This window comes from Methylosinus sp. PW1 (assembly GCF_000745215.1).
GTDB lineage: Bacteria > Pseudomonadota > Alphaproteobacteria > Rhizobiales > Beijerinckiaceae > Methylosinus.
Map to the genome: position 1 here is coordinate 1,595,459 of NZ_JQNK01000009.1, position 16,971 is coordinate 1,612,429.

16 protein-coding genes are annotated in these 16,971 nt (G+C 65.3%); 10 read left to right on the forward strand and 6 right to left on the reverse strand.

Going from position 1 to position 16,971, the window contains the following annotated elements; all coding sequences use genetic code 11:
- Window positions 1-13: 13 nt before the first annotated feature.
- Both K369_RS17335 and K369_RS17340 read right to left on the reverse strand, forming a co-directional pair.
- Window positions 14-931 carry a DUF3108 domain-containing protein gene (locus tag K369_RS17335; protein WP_036292772.1) on the reverse strand — a complete coding sequence of 306 codons (918 nt, stop codon included), beginning with the start codon at window positions 929-931 and terminating at the stop codon, window positions 14-16.
- Window positions 932-1,028: 97 nt separating this feature from the next.
- On the reverse strand, window positions 1,029-1,445 hold the full coding sequence (locus tag K369_RS17340; RefSeq protein ID WP_036295615.1) for a hypothetical protein: 417 nt from the start codon (window positions 1,443-1,445) through the stop codon (window positions 1,029-1,031).
- A gap of 117 nt (window positions 1,446-1,562) precedes the next feature.
- On the opposite strand from K369_RS17340, the gene sseA reads away from it, so the two are divergent.
- The 4 genes from sseA to glnA all read left to right on the forward strand — a co-directional run bounded on the left by sseA (window position 1,563) and on the right by glnA (window position 5,903).
- Window positions 1,563-2,432, forward strand: coding sequence for a 3-mercaptopyruvate sulfurtransferase (gene sseA / locus K369_RS17345; protein WP_036292774.1), 870 nt, complete (start codon window positions 1,563-1,565; stop codon window positions 2,430-2,432).
- Between the two features lie 319 nt (window positions 2,433-2,751).
- Complete coding sequence (locus tag K369_RS17350; RefSeq protein ID WP_036292776.1) at window positions 2,752-3,771, forward strand: glutamine synthetase beta-grasp domain-containing protein; 1,020 nt, start codon at window positions 2,752-2,754, stop codon at window positions 3,769-3,771.
- A 285-nt stretch (window positions 3,772-4,056) separates the two neighbouring features.
- Window positions 4,057-4,395: a P-II family nitrogen regulator gene (locus K369_RS17355; RefSeq protein WP_018267758.1), complete on the forward strand. Its 339-nt coding sequence runs from the start codon at window positions 4,057-4,059 to the stop codon at window positions 4,393-4,395.
- 98 nt (window positions 4,396-4,493) lie between these two features.
- Window positions 4,494-5,903, forward strand: coding sequence for a type I glutamate--ammonia ligase (glnA, locus tag K369_RS17360; RefSeq protein ID WP_036292778.1), 1,410 nt, complete (start codon window positions 4,494-4,496; stop codon window positions 5,901-5,903).
- Between the two features lie 105 nt (window positions 5,904-6,008).
- Here glnA and prfB read toward each other — a convergent pair.
- The 3 genes from prfB to K369_RS17375 form a co-directional block, all read right to left on the reverse strand.
- A protein-coding gene (gene prfB / locus K369_RS17365) for a peptide chain release factor 2 (RefSeq protein WP_156967955.1) occupies window positions 6,009-7,140 on the reverse strand; the annotation gives its coding sequence in 2 pieces (ribosomal slippage) (window positions 6,009-7,070 and window positions 7,072-7,140; 1,131 coding nt in all).
- Between the two features lie 102 nt (window positions 7,141-7,242).
- Window positions 7,243-8,178, reverse strand: a complete 936-nt coding sequence (locus K369_RS17370; RefSeq protein ID WP_036292782.1) for an outer membrane beta-barrel protein — start codon at window positions 8,176-8,178, stop codon at window positions 7,243-7,245.
- A gap of 318 nt (window positions 8,179-8,496) precedes the next feature.
- Window positions 8,497-10,620: a S9 family peptidase gene (locus K369_RS17375; protein WP_036292784.1), complete on the reverse strand. Its 2,124-nt coding sequence runs from the start codon at window positions 10,618-10,620 to the stop codon at window positions 8,497-8,499.
- A gap of 310 nt (window positions 10,621-10,930) precedes the next feature.
- Here K369_RS17375 and K369_RS17380 point away from each other — a divergent pair, with 310 nt between their 5' ends.
- From K369_RS17380 to K369_RS17395, 4 genes are read left to right on the forward strand one after another with little or no spacing between them, the layout of a single operon-like run.
- On the forward strand, window positions 10,931-12,028 hold the full coding sequence (locus tag K369_RS17380; protein WP_036292786.1) for a formylmethanofuran dehydrogenase: 1,098 nt from the start codon (window positions 10,931-10,933) through the stop codon (window positions 12,026-12,028).
- On the forward strand, window positions 12,022-13,656 hold the full coding sequence (locus K369_RS17385; RefSeq protein ID WP_036292788.1) for a formylmethanofuran dehydrogenase subunit A: 1,635 nt from the start codon (window positions 12,022-12,024) through the stop codon (window positions 13,654-13,656). Before K369_RS17380 ends, K369_RS17385 begins: the two co-directional genes overlap by 7 nt.
- Window positions 13,644-14,549: a formylmethanofuran--tetrahydromethanopterin N-formyltransferase gene (gene fhcD, locus K369_RS17390; protein ID WP_036292791.1), complete on the forward strand. Its 906-nt coding sequence runs from the start codon at window positions 13,644-13,646 to the stop codon at window positions 14,547-14,549. The genes K369_RS17385 and fhcD overlap by 13 nt, the downstream gene beginning before the upstream one ends.
- Entirely contained in the window at window positions 14,550-15,362 is an 813-nt protein-coding gene (locus tag K369_RS17395; RefSeq protein ID WP_036292794.1) for a formylmethanofuran dehydrogenase subunit C, read from the forward strand. It abuts the gene before it with no gap.
- A 37-nt stretch (window positions 15,363-15,399) separates the two neighbouring features.
- Here K369_RS17395 and K369_RS17400 read toward each other — a convergent pair whose 3' ends face one another.
- Window positions 15,400-15,882 carry a MarR family winged helix-turn-helix transcriptional regulator gene (locus K369_RS17400; RefSeq protein ID WP_198033147.1) on the reverse strand — a complete coding sequence of 161 codons (483 nt, stop codon included), beginning with the start codon at window positions 15,880-15,882 and terminating at the stop codon, window positions 15,400-15,402.
- An 84-nt stretch (window positions 15,883-15,966) separates the two neighbouring features.
- Between K369_RS17400 and K369_RS24870 the strand changes: the two genes are divergently transcribed.
- Together K369_RS24870 and pqqA are read left to right on the forward strand one after the other, a co-directional pair.
- Window positions 15,967-16,362 carry an ester cyclase gene (locus tag K369_RS24870; RefSeq protein ID WP_051949360.1) on the forward strand — a complete coding sequence of 132 codons (396 nt, stop codon included), beginning with the start codon at window positions 15,967-15,969 and terminating at the stop codon, window positions 16,360-16,362.
- Window positions 16,363-16,685: 323 nt separating this feature from the next.
- On the forward strand, window positions 16,686-16,763 hold the full coding sequence (pqqA, locus tag K369_RS17410; RefSeq protein WP_099831855.1) for a pyrroloquinoline quinone precursor peptide PqqA: 78 nt from the start codon (window positions 16,686-16,688) through the stop codon (window positions 16,761-16,763).
- Window positions 16,764-16,971 lie beyond the last annotated feature (208 nt).

A 16,971-nucleotide genomic window follows, 5' to 3' on the forward strand; every position in this document is an offset into this window, starting at 1 on the left:
GCGGGCCACGCCTTTATTGATCGGCCGCCGATCGCTCCGGAGCCGATCTATCTGCGGACGATCTATCCGCAGCCTGGCGACGGCCGCCGAGATGGAACTCCGCCGGCTCGACGGTCAGCATGCCGACATTGGTGCGCAGCGCCATGCGATAGGGCACCACCGCATGCGCCGTCTGCAGAGGCGCGAGCCAAACGGTGATGTCGCTATTCTCCGCCATGAAGCGCGTCGAGGCGCTGTCCGGCCGATGGCCGGCGATCGGACGATAGCGCGCCGCGCAGACCGACACCGGGCCGGAATAGCCGTGCGTCTCCACATTGCGCATCTCGACGAAGGAGAGCGTCACATCGAAGCGGGTGACGCCGTCGAAGACCGGAATGGTGCGATTGCAGGCGGAGGGGCCGACCAGCGGCTCGCTGGCCGGGACGCTCATGATGAGGGCGCTCACCGGATCGGTGATGTGGGATTTGTTGCCCTCCGTCACCGGAATGCGGACAGGCAGGTCCCAAGGCGTCGGATCGACATGCACGGCGCGCACGGAATTGCCGGCGAGCGACATGCGGACGGTGCGCGTCTCATAGGTGTTGGAGGTGGTGTTGGCGTAGCTCGTCGGCGTCAGCCCCTCGCTCGACAGCGCGCCGGAGGCGGTGGCGGCGCCGCGCGTGTCGTTGACGAGAGAGGCGAGGCCGGTGGTGCGCATCGAAATGTCGATGCGGTAGCTGCGGCCCTCGATGACTCCACTGGCCGAGGCGTGGCCGATCGAGAGGCCGAGCAGGCTCAGCGCGAAATTCGCCTTGAGCGTCTCCGCCCCGCAGGGCGTGGCGACGGCGAGCGCGGCGAGCGTCACGAGCCCCGGAAAGGCGAGCCGGGACAGGACGAGCGCTACGGCCCTGCCGCGCCCGGCTCCGCCCTGAACGGATGAGAGAAACGCCATTCGAAGACCTGCGATCGATCGAATCATCCTGGCCACGATGGGCCAGGCGCGGGCGCTTGTCGATGCTCGGGCCGCGCCGGAGGACCAAAGGCTCGTCTCAAGCCCATTCCTGCCAGCTGCCGTCGGCGAATATGCGCCATGCGCGCAGACCCGCTTTGGCGACCACGATGCGACCGGACTTCGCCTCGCTCACGAGATGCTTGAATACGAGAGGATTGCGCCAGGAAAACGGCTTTTCGGGATCGCAGACCGCATGATATTCGTCGCTGTCCGGATCATCCATCAGCAGCGTGCCGACCTTGTCCGGCCGCAGCTGCGCGCCGAGCGAGCGCTCCTCCTTCCAGAGGCAATGATAGTCGCGGCACACGTCCGGTCGCGTGGCGTAGACGGCGCAGCCATTGGTCTGCGTGCAGTGCGGGCACCAGACGCCGGCCTTCTTGGGGAACTCCTCGATCTCCAGCACCTTGCAGCAGAAGGCGCAGGGACCGCAGGCCTTGCCTGGAATCTCGAGCATGGTATCGATTTCGGCCTTTTCGGCGATTTTGGAAGCGAATCGATTCTGATACATTGCTACAACGATCGCCGCGCCGACGCTATCGCGGGCGCAGCCGCGGATCGACGGGAGAATCGCATGACGACGGCCGCTCCGAACATCGATCCCGAGACGCTGCTCGTCTCCACGCAATGGCTCGCCGACCATCTCCACGCGCCGGACGTCATCATCTTCGACGCTTCCTGGCACATGCCCGCCGCCGGCCGCGACCCGCGCGCCGAATTTGTCGACGCCCATATTCCCGGCGCCGTCTTCTTCGACATAGACGCCATCGCCGACCATTCGACCGATCTGCCGCATATGCTGCCGGATCCGGTCGCCTTCTCCTCGGCGGCGCGCAAGCTCGGCCTCGGCGACGGCATGCGCGCCGTAGTCTATGATAGCCTCGGCCTGTTCTCGGCGCCGCGCCTTTGGTGGACCTTGCGCGTCTTCGGCCTCACCGACGTCTCCATCCTCGACGGCGGCCTGCCGGCTTGGACGGCGGAAGGCCGTCCGCTGGAGCAGGGCGAGAGCCATCGCCCGCAGCGGCATTTCACCGCACGCATGGACCATGCGCTGGTCGCCGACGCCGCCGATGTGTCGCGCGCGCTGGCGGACGGCTCGGCGCAGGTCGTCGACGTGCGCTCGGCGGAGCGTTTCGCAGGGAGCCTTCCCGAGCCGCGCCCTGGCCTGCGCTCCGGCCATATGCCCGGCGCGCTCAACCTGCCCTTCGGCAATCTCATCGCCGAGGGGCGGCTGAAAAGCCCCGCCGCTCTCGAGGAGATTTTCACGGCGGCGAAGATCGACCTCGAGCGGCCGGTGATCGCGAGCTGCGGCTCCGGCCTCACCGCCTCGATCTTGAGCCTGGCGCTGGCCGCGGCGGGACGCCGACCCGCCACCGTCTATGACGGCTCCTGGTCCGAATGGGGCGCGCGCGCGGAGCTGCCGGTCGTCGGCGCCGCCGGCTGAAGCGGCGTCTGCCAAAAAACAAGGCGGCAAAATGCTTTAGATAGCGGCGCCTCGGGCATAGCGAGGCGCCGCGCCCTGTCTCGCCAGATCATGCGGGACCATGCCTGCAGATGCGATTTGTCACAAAAACAATATAATATCGAAAAAAGCGCGCACGGCCGCGTCTTCCTCCTCCTAAAGGCGCCTACGATCTAGCTCCGCCCGGCTTTGGCATGAGCCGTGCTGAGCAGGCCGGGCCGTCGACGGTTTCGGCTCTGCCGCCGGCGCAGTCGAACGGCGCCGCGTCGAGCGTCGATCAAGGGTAAGGAGGCGAATAAAAATGCCCAAGTACAAGCTCGAATATCTCTGGCTCGACGGCTACACGCCCGTGCCGAATCTCCGGGGCAAAACCCAGATCAAAGAATTCGACAGCTTCCCGACATTGGAGCAGCTCCCGCTGTGGGGCTTCGACGGCAGCTCGACCAAGCAGGCGGAAGGAAGAAGCTCGGACTGCGTTCTGAAGCCGGTCTCCGTTTTCCCCGACATCACCCGCACCAATGGCGCGCTGGTGATGTGCGAGGTGATGATGCCCGACGGCGTGACGCCGCATGCGTCCAACGCCCGCGCCACCATCCTCGACGATCCGGGCGCCTGGTTCGGCTTCGAGCAGGAGTATTTCTTCTACAAGAACGGCCGCCCGCTCGGCTTCCCCGAGGCGGGCTTCCCGGCTCCGCAGGGTCCCTATTACACCGGCGTCGGCTTCAAGAATGTCGGCGACATCGCGCGCCAGATCGTCGAGGAGCATCTCGACATCTGCCTCGCCGCCGGCATCAACCACGAAGGCATCAACGCCGAGGTGGCCAAGGGCCAGTGGGAATTCCAGATCTTCGGCAAGGGCTCCCGCAAGGCGGCCGACGAGATGTGGGTGGCGCGCTACATTCTGCTGCGTCTCGCCGAGAAATACGGCATCGACATCGAGTTCCACTGCAAGCCGCTCGGCGCCACCGATTGGAACGGCTCGGGCATGCACGCCAATTTCTCGACGACCTATCTGCGCGAGGTGGGCGGCAAAGCCTATTTCGAGCAGCTGATGAGCGCGTTCGAGAAAGCCAAGGACGATCACATCGCCGTCTATGGCCCGGACAATCACATGCGTCTGACCGGCCTGCACGAGACGGCGTCGATCCACACCTTCAGCTGGGGCGTGGCGGATCGCGGCGCGTCGATCCGCGTGCCGCACAGCTTCATCAAGAACGAATATAAGGGCTATCTGGAAGATCGCCGCCCGAACTCGCAAGGCGACCCCTACCAGATCGCCTCGCAAATCCTCAAGACCATCTCCACCGTCCCCACGCGCTGAGGACGCAGCGCTCGGCTTTGTAAAATTCGACAAAGCCGACGCTACGGGACGGCGGAAGACATCGCCACGAAGCATGAGCTTCGTCCGAGACTTCCGCTGAGAGAGCGATGACGCGAATGCGCCGATCGCAGGCTCCGCCCATAATTTGGGCGTGGTCTGCGGTTGGCCGCATGAATTTTATTCGTGGAACATTTTGACAGCAAATGCTATGAGCCCCGTCGGTTCCTCGGCCGGATCGGACTTGAGTTTCGGCGCGAGGGGCATGAGCGATGCGGGGAAAGGTGAATGAAGAAAATCGAGGCGATCATCAAACCCTTCAAGCTCGATGAAGTAAAAGAGGCGCTGCAAGGCGCCGGCCTGCAAGGCATTACTGTCACCGAGGCGAAAGGTTTTGGTCGCCAGAAGGGGCATACGGAGCTCTACCGCGGCGCGGAATATGTGGTCGATTTTCTTCCCAAGGTGAAAATCGAGATCGTGCTCGCCGACGATGCGGTGGACCGCGCCGTCGAGGCCATCCGCAAAGCCGCGCAAACCGGACGCATCGGCGACGGAAAAATCTTCGTTTCGAATGTCGAAGGCGCCGTCCGCATCCGCACGGGAGAGACCGGCGCGGACGCGATCTGATCCGCGCGGCTCTCACTTAAAAGCCCCTCCGCTCTGCGGCTTCATTCTCGTCTCCCGCGCTGGACTCGATCGTCCACTTCGAACAGAGGCTCCACGACATGACCACGGCCAAGGACGTTCTCAAGCAGATCGCCGACAATGACGTAAAATATGTGGATTTCCGCTTCACGGATCCGCGCGGCAAGTGGCAGCACGTCACCTTCGACGTGTCGATCGTCGATGAGGAAGCGCTGAACGAGGGCATTCAGTTCGACGGCTCCTCCATCGCCGGCTGGAAGGCGATCAACGAGTCGGACATGACGCTCATTCCCGATCTCGCCACTGCGGTGATCGACCCCTTCTTCGCGGCTTCGACGCTCATCATCACCGGCGACATCGTCGAGCCGCTGACCGGTCAGCCCTACGCCCGCGACCCGCGCTCGATCGCCAAAAAGGCCGAGGCCTATCTGAAGTCCACCGGCATCGGCGACACCGCCTATTTCGGCCCGGAAGCCGAATTCTTCATCTTCGACGACGTGCGCTGGTCGACCGACCCCTACAACACCGGCTTCACTCTCGATTCGACCGAGCTGCCGACCAACACCGACACGGCCTATGAGGGCGGCAACCTCGGCCATCGCGTGCGCACCAAGGGCGGCTATTTCCCGGTGCCGCCGATCGACTCGCTCCAGGATCTGCGCAGCGAGGCGCTCGCCGCCATCGCCGCTCTCGGCGCCAAGGTCGAGAAGCACCATCACGAGGTCGCCTCGGCCCAGCACGAGCTCGGATTGAAGTTCGGCACGCTGACGACGATCGCCGATCATCTGCAAATCTACAAATATGCGATCCATCAGGTCGCGCACTCCTACGGCAAGACGGCGACCTTCCTGCCCAAGCCGGTCTTTGGCGACAATGGCTCGGGCATGCACGTCCACCAGTCGATCTGGAAGGACGGCAAGCCCGTCTTCGCCGGCGACAAGTATAACGGCCTGTCGCAGGAAGCATTGTGGTATATCGGCGGCATCATCAAGCACGCCAAGGCGCTCAACGCCTTCACCAATCCGACGACCAACTCCTATAAGCGTCTGGTCCCGGGCTTCGAGGCGCCGGTGCTGCTCGCCTATTCGGCGCGCAATCGCTCGGCTTCGGTGCGCATCCCCTATTCCGCGAGCCCGAAGGGCAAGCGCCTCGAGGTGCGTTTCCCCGATCCGACGGCCAATCCCTATCTCGCCTTCGCCGCGCTCCTCCTCGCCGGCCTCGACGGCATCAAGAACAAGATCGATCCGGGCGCGGCCGCCGACAAGGACCTCTACGATCTGCCCCCGGCGGAGCTGAAGGCGATCCCGACCGTGTCGGCCTCGCTGCGGGAAGCGCTGGCCAGCCTCGACGCGGACCGCGAGTTCCTGAAAGCCGGTGAAGTGTTCAACGACGACTTCATCAACTCGTACATCGAGCTGAAGACGCAGGACGTCATCCGCGTCGACCTGACCCCGCATCCGGTCGAGTTCGACCTCTATTACTCCTATTGATCGTTCCGACGATCGTGGATATGCGAAAGGGCGGCCGCAAGGCCGCCCTTTTTGCTTGTCCGAGCGATTGGGCGAGGACGAAACCCCTCGCCTCGCGCCGAAAGATCAGTCGACGTCCTCGACCTTCTCCGGCCCGCCGCCGAGCACGCGCTGGGCGAGCGAGGCCTGCATGAAATCGTCGAGCTCGCCGTCCAGCACTTCGCTCGGCGTGCCGGAGGTGTGGCCGGTGCGCAAATCCTTCACCAGCTGATAGGGCTGCAGCACATAGCTGCGAATCTGATGGCCCCAGCCGATTTCGGACTTCGACGCTTCGACCGCATTGGCCTCCGCCTCGCGCCTTTCCAGCTCCATCTCATAGAGGCGAGCGCGCAGCATGTTCCAGGCGGTGGCGCGGTTCTTGTGCTGCGAGCGCTCCGCCTGACAGGCGACGACGATGCCGGACGGAATATGGGTGATGCGAATGGCCGAGTCCGTCGTGTTGACGTGCTGGCCGCCCGCGCCGGACGATCGATAGGTGTCGATGCGACAGTCGGATTCGTTGACCTGAATGTCGATCTTGTCGTCGATGACCGGATAGACCCAGACCGAGGCGAAGCTCGTGTGCCGCCGCGCATTGGAGTCGAAAGGCGAGATGCGCACGAGACGATGCACGCCCGATTCGGTCTTGGCCCAGCCATGGGCGTTCATGCCCTTGACCAGCAGAGTGGCCGATTTGATGCCGGCCTCGTCGCCGGCGGTCTCCTCGATCACCTCGACCTTGAACTTCTTGCGCTCCGCCCAGCGCGCGTACATGCGGAACAGCATGCGCGCCCAGTCGCAGCTCTCGGTGCCGCCGGCGCCCGAATGCACCTCGATGAAAGTGTCGTTGCCGTCGGCCTCGCCCGAGAACAGCGCCTCGATCTGGCGCTCGCGCGATTCCTTCAGCAGCGCCACGAGCTGCGCTATGCCTTCTTTCTCAGTGTCGGCGTCATTCTCGGCCTCGCCGAGCTCGACGAGGGTGATGGCGTCCTCAAGGTCGCGGTCGAGCCGCGCGATGGAGCCGAGCTGATCCTCGAGCTGGGTGCGCTCGCGCATGATCTTCTGCGCGGCTTCGGCGTCGTTCCAGAGATCGGGATCTTCGACTTTGGCGTTCAGCTCGGCGAGACGGCGCGTTGAAGTCTCGACGTCAAAGATGCCTCCTCAGCAGTCCCATGGACTGCTCGATCTGTTCTTTCAGCGCAAGCGGCTCGGCGCGCATGTGTCTCTTCCCTTTTGGGCTCAGGGCCGGCGGCCCGAGGCCGGAGCTATTAGAGCAAGACGCGCGAAAGATGAAGCCCCCGGCGGCGCGTGCTCCGAAGCTCTAGTATTTCGCCACCACCGGCGGCGGATCGACCCAGCCGAAATGATAATCGACGCCGAATCGCGCTATGGCGCCGTCATATTTCACGCGCGTCGTCGCAATGTTGAGAATGGCGATCGAGCCCGGCGCCTCCGGGTTGATGACGGCGCTCGGCGAGGTCGAGAGAGTCGCGGAGCCGAGATCGTAATAGAGCCCTTCGACCTTCAGGCTCCAGCGCGGCGCGAACATAAATTCGAAGCCGCCGCCCGCGATCCAGCCCGTGCGCGTGTCGCTGTAATTGCCCCAATTGGGCGTCACCGGATTGTCGGGATGGCCGATCGGGTCCAGCGGATGCCAATGGGCGCCATAGGTGAAGACATTGGCGAAGCCGCCGCCATAGGCGAGGCCGCCCGTCCCATAGACCAGCAGGCTGGGCGCGACGACATAGCCCAGCCTGCCGCGCAAGGAGCCGAGCCAGGAGAGCCCGGCGCGCGTGCTCGCCACGCCGGTCTGCAGATGCAACAGGTCATCCGCGTCCACCGCGCCGGCGAAGCCCTGGGAGGAGCCGGAGCCGCGGATGATGGCGCCGTCTATGTCGGTCTCGACGCCGAGCAGTATATTGGGCGACCACAGATGATTGTAGCCGAGCTGCGCGCCGCCGACAAAGCCGCTCTGCTCGAGGCGCGCGAGGCCGGTGACATAGGGCGAGGAAAAGCCGAAAGGCATGCCGAGCGCGCCCGCGGCCCAATCATAGATCGAGGTTCCGAATGTCGGAACGTCATTGGAGCCGCCGAAACCCCAGCCCGCGTTGAGCCCCACATAGACGCCGCCCCACAGCGGCGGCGGAAGCGGAACGACGACAGCGGGCGCGACGATTTTCGCGAGAGCCGCCTCTTCCGCGTACGCCGCGACAACGCCGGACAGAATGCAGGCGAAAGTCGCCGCGAGCCTCTTCATCGACAGCCCCCATGATCGCGCGATTCGATTCGCGCTTATCGGGGAACTGTGCTGACCCGACGAGACTCGAACAATTTGCGGCGATCACGGAGCGCGCCGGGAATGATACGGCTTCCGGCTGAATGGTTCGGCGCGTTCCCCCTCTCCCCGCTGGCGGGGAGAGGGTCGGGGTGAGGGGCTCGGGGCGTGAGCCACAGACGGAAAACGCCCCCGGCCCCTCATCCGCACCTTCTCCCCGCAATGCGGGGAGAAGGAGGGCGGCAAATACCGCGCGAACCGATCAGCCGGAAGCCGCAAGCCGCGCTCTTCGCGCTCATGTCACACACCCGCCTTCCCCGCGCAGGCGAGCGCGAAGGCCCATTCCAGCGCCACTTCCTCCAGCCGCTCGAAACGGCCCGAGGCGCCGGCGTGGCCGGCCTCCATATTGGTGCGCAGCAGAACGGGACCGCCGCCGGCCATGCGCTCGCGCAGGCGCGCCACCCATTTCAGCGGCTCCCAATAGGTCACGCGCGGATCGGTGAGGCCGGCGAGAGCGAGAATCGCGGGATAGGTCTTCGCGCCCACATTGTCATAGGGCGAGTAGGAGGCGAGCCGATCATAGGCCGTGACGTCGGCGATCGGATTGCCCCATTCCTCCCATTCGGGCGGCGTCAGCGGCAGGTCGTCGCGCAGCATGGTGGTCAGCACATCGACGAAAGGAACGCCGGCGATGATTCCCGAGAACAGCTCCGGCGCCTGATTGGCGATCGCGCCCATCAGCATGCCGCCGGCGCTGGCGCCTTGCGCGACGATTCCGCCTCGGCTCGCATAGCCCGTCGCGACGAGATGGCGCGCCACAGAGATGAAATCCGAGAATGTGTTGGGCTTATGCTCGAGCTTGCCCTTCTCGTACCAGCTCCAGCCCTTGTCCGCGCCGCCGCGCGTATGGGCGAGCGCATAGACGAAGCCGCGATCGACCAGCGACAGCGCATGAGGATCGAAGCTCGCCGACAGCGGATGCCCATAGGCGCCATAGCCATATAGAAGGGTCGGCGCGCCGGCGCCGGGCGAAAAATCGGCGCGATGCAGCAGAGTGACCGGAACCTCCGCGCCATCCGCCGCTTTGGCGAAGAAGCGGCGCGTCACATAATTTTTGGGGTCGTGACCGGAAGGGATTTCCTCGCGCTTCAGCAGCGTGCGGGCGCGCGTGCGCATGTCGTAATCATAGGTCTCCTCCGGCGTCGTCATGGAGGAATAGGTGAAGCGCAGCGTGTCCGTGTCGAATTCGAGGCCGGGCAGAAGATAGAGCGCGTAAGCCTCCTCGTCGAAGGCGATGGCGTGCTCCTCGCCGCTCTCGATCGCGCGAATGAGAATGCGCGGCAGGCCATTGGCGCGCTCCACCCAGACGAGATGACGCGCATAGACCGTGCCGATGACGATGAGCCGTCCCGCCACATGCGGAACCACAGGGCGCCAATCGGCGCGCGTCGTGGTGATCAGAGGCGCGCGAAAAATCGCGAAATCCTCGGCGCCGTCGGCGTTGGAGCGAATATAGAGATCATCGCCATGCGGCTCGACGTCATAGCGCAATTTGGGCTCGCGCTTCGCGACGAGGCGCGGCTTTGCATTTTTGTCGCGCAGATCGACGAGATGGCATTCGCTGGCGTCATGGCCGCGAATGGCGACGATGGCGAAGCGCCCGCAACGGCTGCGATCGAGCGAGACGAACCACGCGGGATCGCGCTCCTCGACGATCAGCGCGTCGCTCGCGGGATCGGCGCCGATATCGTGGCGGAAGACCTGCGCCGTGCGGTGATTGTCATCGACGCGAACGTAATAGAAGCTCTTGGAATCGGCGCTCCACACCATGGAGCCGTCCGTATGCGGAACGACATCGGCGCGATCCTTTCCGTCGGCGAAAGCGCGCGTACGGATCGCATAATATTCCGAGCCCTTGTCGTCCACGCTCCAGGCGAGCTGCGCATGATCGGGCGAATGATCGATCTCGCCTATGTCGAAGAAATGTTCCTCGCCCGCCTCCTCGTCGCCGTCGAAGAGGATCGTCTCCGCGCCGCCGTCGCGCTTCGTGCGGCAATAGAGCGCATGCTCGCCGCCCTCGCGATAGCGCTCGAAATAGGCGAAGGCGCCGTCCGGCCACGGCGGCTCGCTGTCGTCCTCCTTTATGCGGCCGCGCAGCTCCGCCTGCAGCGTCTCGCGCAGCTTCGAAAGCGGGGCGAGGACTTGCCCGCAATAGGCGTTCTCGGCCCGCACCAGCGCGGCTATGTCCTCCGGCAGCGTGGCGGGGTCGCTCAGCACGTCGCGCCAATTCTCGGCCGCCAGCCAGGCGTAAGGGTCGTCGAGAACGCGGCCATGGGTCACGCGCCGGCTCTCCCGCTTCTCGGCGGTCGGCGGGACGGCGCCGGCAAGGGCGAAGGCTTTTGATGTGTCGGCGGATGCCGCCATTGGCTGATTCCTCGCTCGGGGGCGTCATTGCGAGCGGAGCGAAGCAATCCAGAGTCCGGCCTGCGACTCTGGATTGCTTCGCCTGCGGCTCGCAATGACGCCGGCCGGTTTGTCGGGCCTCGACCCGTGAATAGAATTGGGGCGCTTCGATGTCTCGACTTCCTGCGCCGTGGCTGATAGGCATAGCGCGCGACGCAGGCTCCGGCGAGGGGCCGCGCCGCTCTTGCCTTCGCTTTCGGCCGTCGCGCCGGGAGCGGACAAAAAATGCCTGGGCGCAAACCCGGGCGTGGTGGAAACATCGGTTGGGGCAATGAGCAACGCGACGCTCGACGGCAAATCCATTTCTTCCGAAGACGCCTACGAAAAAGCGGCCGAAATCCTGCAAGCCGCGAATTTCCCCCTCGTCGCCGGTCTCGGCGCCGATGTGGCGGGAGCAAAGGCCGCGATCCTGCTGGCCGAGCGGCTGAGAGGCGCTTTCGATCATCTCGCCTCGCGCGATTCGCTGGCCGACCTCGAGGTCGTCCGCTCCGCGGGGATATTCGTGACGACGCCCAATGAGGCGCGCGTGCGCGCCGACCTCGTGCTGCTGGTCGGTCCAGGGCTCGCGGGCTATTGGCCGGCGATCTTCGATCGCCTCGCGCTCGACAAGGACACCGTCCACGGCGGCAAGACCAAGCGCCGCGTGCTCTGGGTCGGCCCCAAGCGGGGCGAGGCCAAGATCGAGGGCGTCGAGGTCGAGACCATTCCGGCGACCGAGGCCGAGCTTCCCGGCGTGCTGGCGGCGCTGCGCGCGCGCGTCGGCGGACGGCCCGTGGCGCTTTCGGCGGCCGCGGCCAAAAAGCTCGACGCGGCTGCGGATGCGCTGAAATCGGCGCGCTTCGGCGTCGCCGTCTGGGCGGCGGCCGGGCTCGACACGCTGATGGTGGAAATGCTGCAGGGCATGATCACCGAGCTCAACGCCACGACGCGCTTCACCGGCGTGCCGATCGGCGGCCGCGCCGATGCGACGGGCGTGCTGCAGACCTCCGCCTGGATGACCGGCTTTCCGCCGCGCACGGGCTTTGGCCGCGGCTATCCGGAGCATGACACCTGGCGCTTCGAGGCGAGCCGGCTCGTCGAGAGCGGCGAGGCCGACGCCGCCTTGTGGATTTCCGCCTATGACGGCGAGCCGCCGCCCTGGGAGGCGGCGGATATTCCGCTCATAACGCTCGGACCGCCGGGCGCTGCGCCCAAGCGCGGGCTGTTCATCGCCGTCGGCAAGCCGGGCGAGAATTACGACGCGGTGGAATTCGCGCAGGAGACCAGCTCCATGGTGCTGCGGCGGGCGAGCGCGCCGGCCGCGCTGCCGAGCGTGGCGCAAGCCATCGCCGCCATCAGCGCCAAATTTTCGGAGGACTTGCCGTGCTGATCTGCCTTCGCGGCGGCCATATCGTCGATCCCGTCAATGGCGTGGACGGCGTGGGCGATCTCTATATCGAGGACGGCCGCATCGTCGCGCCGCCCGCCGGCCGGACGCCGGACGTCGAGCATGACGTCAGCGGCCATATCGTCATGGCCGGCGCCATCGACATTCACTCCCATATCGCCGGCGGCGGCGTGAACACCGCCCGCCTGCTGCTGCCGGAGGCGCATCGCGCGCATCGGCCGCGGCCGGCCAACACGCCGCTGTCGACGGCCGGCTGGTCCACTTTCGAGACCGGCCGCCTCTATGCGCAAATGGGCTACACCACGGTCATAGAGCCGGCGGTGTCGCCGCATCACGCGCTGCACGCCCATCTCGAGCTCGCCGATATTCCGATCATCGACAAGGGCTTCCTGACGGTGCTCGGCAATGAGGATTTCCTCCTCTCCGCCTTCCGCGACGGCGCGACTCAGGATTCTGTGGTCGATTACATCGGCGCCACGCTGGAGGCGACGCGGGCGATCGGCGTCAAATGCGTCAATGCCGGCGGCGTCGACGCCTTCAAGCAGAATGTCCGGCATTTCTCGCTCGACGATGTGGTGCCGGAATATGGCCTCTCCTCGCGCGAGATTTTCCAGACCTTGCAGCGGGCGGTGAACGCCACCAAGATCCGCCATCCGCTGCATCTGCACATGAATAATCTCGGCCTGCCCGGCAATGTCGAGACGGCGCTGGCGACGATCGACTCCTCGCAGGGCCTGCCGCTGCATCTCGCCCATGTGCAATTCTACGCCTATGGCACAGAGGGAAAGAACGGCTTCTCCTCGGCGGCGGCGAGATTCGCCGAGAAGATCAACGCCAATAAGAATGTCACCGTCGACGTCGGTCAGGTGATGTTCGCCGATATCGTCACCATCTCTTCCGATGTGATGAAGCAGTTCAACAGCCTGCCCGGCGGCCGGCCGAAGAAGGGCGTCATCTTCGACGGCGACTCCAACGGCCTCGGCGTCGTGCCCTATTCCTACCGCGTTTCGGACTTCTTCAACGCGGTGCAATGGGCGGCGGGCCTCGAGCTGTTCCTGCTCGTCGACGATCCGATGCAGGTGTTCTTCACCACCGACCATCCGAACGGCGCGCCCTTCACCACCTATCCGGAAGTCTTCGCTCTGCTGATGAGCGCCGACAAGCGCGCGCAATATTGCTCGCGCCTGCCGGCCGATGTGCTGGAGCTGACCAATCTTCCGGCGCTGAAGCGCGAATATTCCTTCTATGAGATCGCGACCATGACGCGCGCCGCGCCGCGCAAGCTCTATGGCTTCGAAGATCGCGGCCAATTGGGCGTCGGCTCGGTCGGCGACGTCGCGGTCTACAAGCCGCAAAAGGACAAGGCGGCGATGTTCCGCAGCGCCGCTTATGTCTTCAAGGACGGCAATCTCGTCGTGCGCGACGGCAAGGTCTCGCATTACACCAAGGGAAGGACGCTGCGCGTGCGGCCGGACTACGACCGGGCGATCAACAGCCGCCTCGACAAATATTACGACGGGCTCTACGGCCTGCCGCGCTCCCTGTTCGAGGTGCAGGACGCCGCCCTCCCCAACGCCGACGCCTTTGCGGAGGTCCCATGCCGCAGCTGATCCGCAAGGGAATCCGCATCGACGAGAGCTTCGCCGAGGCCTTTCCGATGACCGGCTCCGGCGTGGTCGTCACCGCGCCGACTCGCAAATGGGCCTTGCAGGCCGCCACCACAATGACCGGCTACGCGACGTCGGTCATCGGCTGCGACTGCGAGGCCGGCATCGACCGCGAGCTTTCGCCGCGCGAGACGCCGGACGGCCGTCCGGGCGTGCGCGTGCTGCTCTTCGGCTTCTCGCCCAAGAGCGTCGAGAAGGCGCTGGTCAATCGCATCGGCCAATGCGTGCTGACATGTCCCGGCTCGGCCGTCTTCTCCGCCTTCGACGGCGAGGCGAAGATCAAGGTCGGCGACTCGATGCGCCAATTCGGCGACAAATGGCAGATTTCCAAGGCGATCGACGGCCGCCGCTACTGGCGCGTGCCGGTGATGGACGGTGAGTTCCTGGCGGAATCTTCCGTCGGCCTCACCAAGAAATCGGTCGGCGGCGGCAATCTGCTCATCATGGGCGAGGATTGGGCCAGCACCATGCGCGCGACCGAGGCCGCGGTGGAGGCCGTCCATGCGACGCCCGACGCCATCGCGCCCTTCCCCGGCGGCGTGGTGCGCTCCGGCTCCAAGGTCGGCTCGAAATATAAGGGCATGGGCGCCTCGACCAATGACGCCTATTGTCCGACGCTGCGCGGCGCGACCAATAGCGCGCTCGACGCCGATATCGGCTGCGTGCTGGAGATCGTCATCGACGGCCTCACCAGCGAGGCGGTCGCGGCGGGGATGCGCGCCGGCCTCAAGGCGATCATCGCGCTCGGCCCCAAGAATGGCGCGAAACGCGTCGGCGCCGGCAATTACGGCGGCAAGCTCGGCCCCTTCCACTATCATCTGAAGGATCTCGTGTAAGTGAAGCCGCTTCTCTTCACGCTGAAAGCCGAGCCCGACCAGCGGCTCGACCTCTCGCCCCTGACGCCCGATCGGCTCGTCGGCCGCTCGGCGAAGGAAATCGAGTCCCTCTCCATCGGCACGACGCGCGAGAGCGTGACGGTCGGCGACATCTTCAAGGTGAAGCTCGGCGACGTCAGCTCGGTGCGCTTCGACGGCGGCTCCGACCGCTTCGATCTTCTCGGCGCCAAGCTGCTGCCGGGCTTCGAGATTCACGTCGAAGGCGATGTCGGCGCGCAGCTCGGCCGCGCGGCCAAGGGCGGGACGATCACGGTCGCCGGCGACGCCGGCCCCTACGCCGCCTCGCAATCGGCCGGCGCCAATATCGATATTTACGGCGACGCCGGGGATTTCCTGGGCGCGCCGCTGGCGGGCGAGATTCCCGGCATGTCCGGCGGGCGCGTCGTGGTGCGCGGCAGCGTCGGCGCGCGCGCCGGCGATCGGCTGCGCCGCGGCATTATCATCGTCGAAGGCGACGCGGGCGAGGATTTGGGCTCGCGCGCCATCGCCGGCACGATCATCGTGCTGGGGACGGCCGAGGGCGAGCGCATCGGCTATCTCAACAAGCGCGCGACAATCGTGCTCTCCGAGCAGCGCGAGCTCGGACCGACTTACGTGGATTGCGGCGCGCATAATCTCGGCTTCGCCAAGCTCTTCGCCAAATCGCTGGCGGGAGAGAGCCGCGGCGCCTCGCGCCTGCTCTCCGGCCGTCTGCAGCGCTTCGCCGGCGACACGGCGGTGTTCGGCAAGGGCGAGGTGCTGCTGCCGGCGTGAGCCACGCGTAGCAGCGCCGATACGCCGACGTCGAACCTCAGCCGCTCGACGAGCGCTCGCGCACTTGCGCTGCCTCTCGCATTCGGCCTTCTTCCAGCCCGTACGCGAGCGTCGCCAGCAGCGCGCGCGCCGCGGCGATGTCCTCGATCTGCATTTCAGCGGATAGAGCGTCCATCCACTCGGCTTGCAGCTTCATCACCTCTCGATACGCCGCTGCGCCCTGCGGCGTAGGGCCGAGCAGCTTTGCGCGCGCGTGCTTCGGATTGAGGCTGTAGAGCGCAAGACCCTCCCGCACCAGTTCGTCGCCCAAACGTTGGACGCCCTGCCGGCTCTGCGACAGGCGGCGGCCGATTTCCGCTATGGTCGCCGCTCGGTGGACGATGACGCCCATGACCTGCCAACGGGCTGCGGTCAGTCCAAAGGGCGCGGTGAGCCTATTGCCGAACTCCGTCAGGCGGCCCGCGGTCAGCAATATCTCCCATACGAGCCCGCTCAGGGCGTCGCCGCGCGACGTAGGCATGATCGATCTCCCTGAACATCCGAGATATTGACAATATATTGTCAAACTGACAAAAGACAACATATTGTCAATGGAGGGCGCGTCATGACGCCGGCCGAGCTCGTCGAAGGCCTCTATGAGGATTGTCTCAACAAACGTCGGCTGGACCGACTGGGCCACTATCTGGCGCCGGATTTCGTCGGCGCGAATGGCGAAAGCGGCCCGGAGGGTTTCCGGCGGACGATCGAACGCATGGTCACGGCCTTTCCCGACCTCCGATTCGAGATCGAGGATTTGTTCGCGGCGGACGACAAGGTGTGCCTGCGCTGGCGATTCCGGGCGGCGCAGCTCGGACCGCTGGCCAACGTCGCTGCGACAGGCAAGATGGCAGTTCAAGAGGGCATCGCCATCTATCACGCCGACGACGGCAAGCTCGCCCGGGCATGGCTACAAGTCGATCGATTGGGTGTCTTGCAGCAGATCGGAGCGGTGACGCTTTGACCGCGGCCGCGAGGCGGGACGCCTGATCCGAAATCTCATTCGTCGGCGAGCCGCCGGCCTCATATGGGAGGATTGCCCGATCACAGCCGCGCGGGGCCGCCGCGGCGAACGCCGCTCCTCTCGCGACTTCCATAGGTTGCGGCGATGTCGGGAAGATTTGACGACACGCCGTCTCAAATTGCCGAATTGCGTGGGGCGGAGCTTCATGCTAGTCAATCGCCTAGCTCAAACCTGCCGGCTCATGCGGCCAAGCGCAAAGCAGCGAGAAGCGGGATGAGACTTTCGCCTCGAAAGGGCGATTTCTTCGAACGGAGGAGATGAACATGGCATGGACCGCCCCGGTGATCGTCGAAGTCTGCGTCGGCATGGAAATCACCAGCTACGAATCCGCCGAAATCTAATTTGTAGATTTCGCGCGTCGCCTCCCTCGCGAGGCGAATGAATTTTGCGAGCCGGTAAGAAGCCCGCTCTCCCTCGAGGAGGCGACCTTCTTACCGGCTCGTTATTTTTTGCTTCCCATGCAGCGGTCTTGATCGTCACCGAGAAGCCGCGCTACGTTCGCGGGAAGATCGAGCCTCGCACACGACGCGGGCTTCGACGAGATTTCGA

Excerpts from the sequence above, each read along its gene's own strand:
- K369_RS17335 (WP_036292772.1), bottom strand. The coding sequence starts at position 931 with ATGGCGTTTCTCTCATCCGTTCAGGGCGGAGCCGGGCGCGGCAGGGCC.
- K369_RS17340 (WP_036295615.1), bottom strand. The coding sequence starts at position 1,445 with ATGCTCGAGATTCCAGGCAAGGCCTGCGGTCCCTGCGCCTTCTGCTGC.
- sseA (WP_036292774.1), top strand. The coding sequence starts at position 1,563 with ATGACGACGGCCGCTCCGAACATCGATCCCGAGACGCTGCTCGTCTCC.
- K369_RS17350 (WP_036292776.1), top strand. The coding sequence starts at position 2,752 with ATGCCCAAGTACAAGCTCGAATATCTCTGGCTCGACGGCTACACGCCC.
- K369_RS17355 (WP_018267758.1), top strand. The coding sequence starts at position 4,057 with ATGAAGAAAATCGAGGCGATCATCAAACCCTTCAAGCTCGATGAAGTA.
- glnA (WP_036292778.1), top strand. The coding sequence starts at position 4,494 with ATGACCACGGCCAAGGACGTTCTCAAGCAGATCGCCGACAATGACGTA.
- K369_RS17370 (WP_036292782.1), bottom strand. The coding sequence starts at position 8,178 with ATGAAGAGGCTCGCGGCGACTTTCGCCTGCATTCTGTCCGGCGTTGTC.
- K369_RS17375 (WP_036292784.1), bottom strand. The coding sequence starts at position 10,620 with ATGGCGGCATCCGCCGACACATCAAAAGCCTTCGCCCTTGCCGGCGCC.
- K369_RS17380 (WP_036292786.1), top strand. The coding sequence starts at position 10,931 with ATGAGCAACGCGACGCTCGACGGCAAATCCATTTCTTCCGAAGACGCC.
- fhcD (WP_036292791.1), top strand. The coding sequence starts at position 13,644 with ATGCCGCAGCTGATCCGCAAGGGAATCCGCATCGACGAGAGCTTCGCC.
- K369_RS17400 (WP_198033147.1), bottom strand. The coding sequence starts at position 15,882 with ATGCCTACGTCGCGCGGCGACGCCCTGAGCGGGCTCGTATGGGAGATA.
- K369_RS24870 (WP_051949360.1), top strand. The coding sequence starts at position 15,967 with ATGACGCCGGCCGAGCTCGTCGAAGGCCTCTATGAGGATTGTCTCAAC.
- pqqA (WP_099831855.1), top strand. The coding sequence starts at position 16,686 with ATGGCATGGACCGCCCCGGTGATCGTCGAAGTCTGCGTCGGCATGGAA.